This window comes from Burkholderiales bacterium (assembly GCA_013695435.1).
Taxonomy (GTDB): Bacteria; Pseudomonadota; Gammaproteobacteria; order Burkholderiales; family JACMKV01; genus JACMKV01.
In genome coordinates, this window is record JACDAM010000155.1 from 1 (window position 1) to 3,488 (window position 3,488).

6 protein-coding genes are annotated in these 3,488 nt (G+C 58.3%); all 6 read right to left on the reverse strand.

Annotated features, from left to right (window positions below):
* On the reverse strand, positions 1-572 hold a 572-nt coding region (locus H0V78_08090; protein MBA2351738.1), incomplete at its 3' end, for a phenylalanine--tRNA ligase subunit beta.
* A gap of 96 nt (positions 573-668) precedes the next feature.
* The gene (gene pheS, locus H0V78_08095) at positions 669-1,721 is read right to left on the reverse strand and encodes a phenylalanine--tRNA ligase subunit alpha (protein MBA2351739.1); all 1,053 of its coding nucleotides are present in this window, start codon (positions 1,719-1,721) and stop codon (positions 669-671) included.
* Between the two features lie 109 nt (positions 1,722-1,830).
* A complete protein-coding gene (gene rplT, locus H0V78_08100) occupies positions 1,831-2,190 on the reverse strand; it encodes a 50S ribosomal protein L20 (protein MBA2351740.1) in 360 nt (119 codons plus the stop codon).
* A gap of 9 nt (positions 2,191-2,199) precedes the next feature.
* Positions 2,200-2,397, reverse strand: a complete 198-nt coding sequence (rpmI, locus tag H0V78_08105; protein MBA2351741.1) for a 50S ribosomal protein L35 — start codon at positions 2,395-2,397, stop codon at positions 2,200-2,202.
* 90 nt (positions 2,398-2,487) lie between these two features.
* Complete coding sequence (gene infC / locus H0V78_08110; protein MBA2351742.1) at positions 2,488-3,006, reverse strand: translation initiation factor IF-3; 519 nt, start codon at positions 3,004-3,006, stop codon at positions 2,488-2,490.
* Between the two features lie 74 nt (positions 3,007-3,080).
* The coding region (locus H0V78_08115) for a threonine--tRNA ligase (GenBank protein ID MBA2351743.1) at positions 3,081-3,488 on the reverse strand (408 nt) is incomplete at its 5' end.

Below are 3,488 nucleotides of genomic sequence, written 5' to 3' on the forward strand. Positions count from 1 at the left end.
CCATGGGCGAGATAAAGACTGGTCGTGGTGATTGCGGCAACATCGCGCGCGACCCCAATCAGGCTCAGGCAATCGGCGCGATTCGGCGTCAGCTTCAGGGTGAAGATCGAATCGTCGAGTTCGTTATTAACACGCAGATCGGCGCCGGCCGGCGCATCCTGCGGCAGTATCAGCAAGCCATTCGATTCATCGCTCAAGCCCAGCTCTTTTGCCGAGCACAGCATGCCGGCCGATTCGATGCCGCGAACGTCAGCCCGCTCGATCGCAATTCCCGGCAGCCTGGCGCCGACCATCGCCACCGCAACCTTGATCCCGCAAGCAACATTGCCGGCGCCACAGACAATCTGCAGCGGCGCGCCCGAACCGATGTCGACGCGACAGACTTTCAGGCGATCCGCCTCAGGATGCTTTTCGACAGAAAGCACCTCGCCGATGACGACGCGATCAAAGGGCGGCGCAACCAGTTCGCGCGATTCGACTTCGAGACCGGCCATCGTCAAGGTGTCGGCGAGCTCCGCGCTACTCAAGGCCGGATTGACGAAAGTACGAAGCCAGTTTTCGGAGAATTTCATCAGGGCCTGTTTACACTCATTCCAACCATACCGCCGGGGAGAACCGGGTGCGGCGCAAGTCGCCGGCGACGCCGTTCAGTCTTTCCAAACCTGGCCTCAGGCAAATTGCTTGAGAAATCGCAAGTCGTTTTCAAAGAACAGCCGCAAATCATTCACGCCATAACGCAGCATCGCGAGGCGATCTATGCCCATGCCGAATGCAAAACCCAGATAGCGCTCGCTGTCGATTCCGACGTGCGCAAGTACATTCGGGTGGACCATGCCGCATCCGCCGACTTCCAGCCAGCCGCTGTTGCCGCACACGCGGCAGCCGTCGCCATTACAGAACACGCAGCCCATATCGGTTTCGGCCGATGGTTCGGTGAATGGAAAAAACGAAGGTCGAAAGCACACCTGCAACGCTTCGCGTTCGAAAAACCGCTGCAGAAAGTCGGTGACCACACCCTTCAGATCAGCGAAGCTGACGCGCTCATCGATCCATAATCCCTCGAACTGATGGAACATCGGTGAATGCGTCGCATCGGAATCGACGCGGTACACCTTGCCCGGCGCGATGATCTTGATCGGCGGCTTATGCTGCTGCAGGTAACGAATCTGGATCGGCGAGGTATGCGTGCGCAGCAATAGCGGTTCGGCGTCATCGATATAAAACGTGTCGTGCATGGCGCGCGCCGGATGATCTTCCGGGATGTTCAGCGCGGTGAAATTGTAATAATCGGTCTCGATTTCGGGGCCCGTCGCGACCGCGAATCCGATCGAGTGAAACAGCGCGACGATGCGTTGCAGCGTCAGCGTGATCGGATGCAGGCTGCCGACGCCCATGCCGCGTCCGGGTAGCGTCACATCGAGCGATTCAGCGGAAAGCTGCGTTTGCAGTTGCAGATCGCGGATCGTCTCGCGACGCGCCTGTAAGGCGGCCTCGACCGCCTGCTTCGCGCGATTGATGCGCTCGCCTTCGGCGGGCCGCTGCCCGGCAGGCAATTTGCCGAGACTTTTCAGCAGATCGGTCAGCGCGCCGCTTTTGCCGAGATAGCGCGCCTTCGCCTGTTCGAGATCGGCTGCGTTATCGATTGCGCCGAACTCATCTTGAGCGCGCGCGACGATGACATCGAGCGCCTGGGCAGGGCTGGTTTGATCGTCGGTTGGCATGGAGGTGATGCTGACTGATCGACGGCAATAAACCGGATGACGATATATCGAGGGGATCGACAAATGAAAAAGGAGGCTTTGCCAGCCTCCTTCACAATCTATTCTGGCTTCACGCGCTCAACGCGCTTTTCGCTTGTTCCGCGATCCTGGCGAAAGCCGGTTTGTCGAACACGGCGATATCGGCGAGCACCTTGCGATCGATTTCTATGGCAGCCTTTTTCAGCGCATTCATGAACACGCTGTAAGTCAGGCCGCATTCGCGCGCGGCCGCATTGATGCGCGCAATCCACAACGAGCGGAACTGGCGCTTTCTTTGACGCCGATCCCGGTATTGATATTGTCCCGCTTTCATGACCGCCTGGTTGGCGATGCGGTAAACGTTTTTTCGGCGGCCGCGATAACCCTTGGCCTGCTCGAGGACTTCCTTGTGGCGCGCGCGCGCCGTTACACTGCGTTTGACTCTGGGCATGGCGGCTCCTCAGGAATATGGCAACATGGCGCGCACCTGGCGCTTGTTGGTCGCATCGACTTCCGTCGTACCGCGCAGATGACGCTTACGCTTAGTGGTTTTCTTGGTCAGGATATGGCGCAGAAAAGCCTGCGAGCGCTTTATGCTGCCGCCAGCTCGGGTCTTGAAGCGCTTGGCAGCGCCGCTTTTGGTTTTCATCTTGGGCATGACAACTCCTGTTTTAATTTGAAACCGCGCCGGGTGTTCCCTGCGGAATCTTGAATACCCGGACACGCCTCGTTGACTGCCTGCGGCAGATCACTTCTTCTTCGGCGACAACACCATCACCATTTGCCGCCCTTCCATTTTTGGAAACTGTTCGACGACGCCATAAGGTTCGAGGTCGGCCTGCACGCGCTGCACCAGCTTGAGACCGATCTCCTGATGCGCCATTTCGCGGCCGCGGAAACGCAAGGTGACTTTCGTTTTGTCGCCTTCGTCGAGGAATTTTATCAGGTTGCGCAGCTTGATCTGATAATCGCCTTCGTCGGTGCCCGGCCTGAACTTTATTTCCTTGACCTGAATCTGTTTCTGCTTGAGTTTGGCTTCGTGCCTCTTCTTGCTCTCGGCATATTTAAATTTGCCGTAATCCATGAGCCGGCACACCGGAGGCTGGGCTTGCGGCGCAATTTCCACCAGATCGACTTCAGCCTGCTCCGCCATCGCGTTGGCCGCCGTCAAGCTCATGATACCGAGCGCCTCTCCCTCTACACCTACCAGCCGCACTTCCAGGGCGTTGATCTCGCCATTGATGCGCGGCTCCTTTTCTTGAGCGATAGTCTAACCTCCAAAATAAATGTGAGGAGCGCGCGTGTCGCGAACGAGTTCGATCGCAACCCCCACACTCCTCACTAAACCGCAGCGCAGCCCTTGTGTTCGATTTCGGATTGGAACCGTGAGATAAGGTCGGGGAGACTCATCTGACCGAGATCGGCATTCGCCCGCGCGCGCACCGAAACTTTCCGCGCCGCGACTTCCTTGTCGCCGACGATCAGCTGATAGGGCAACTTCTGCAGACTGTGCTCGCGGATTTTATAGTTTATCTTCTCATTCCTCAAGTCGCAGTCGGCGCGCAGACCGGCGGCCCGCAGTTCTGCGGTCACTCCGCGCGCGTAGTCGTTCTGCGCTTCCGAGATATTCAGCACCATGACCTGAACCGGCGCCAGCCAAAACGGCAGGGCGCCCGCGTAATTTTCCAGCAGGATGCCGATGAAGCGCTCCATCGAACCCAGCACCGCGCGATGCAGCATCACTGGAAT

What these genes read in the sequence shown, in the direction of transcription:
- pheS (MBA2351739.1), bottom strand. Translation starts at nt 1,721, where the DNA reads ATGCCAACCGACGATCAAACCAGCCCTGCCCAGGCGCTCGATGTCATC.
- rplT (MBA2351740.1), bottom strand. Translation starts at nt 2,190, where the DNA reads ATGCCCAGAGTCAAACGCAGTGTAACGGCGCGCGCGCGCCACAAGGAA.
- rpmI (MBA2351741.1), bottom strand. Translation starts at nt 2,397, where the DNA reads ATGCCCAAGATGAAAACCAAAAGCGGCGCTGCCAAGCGCTTCAAGACC.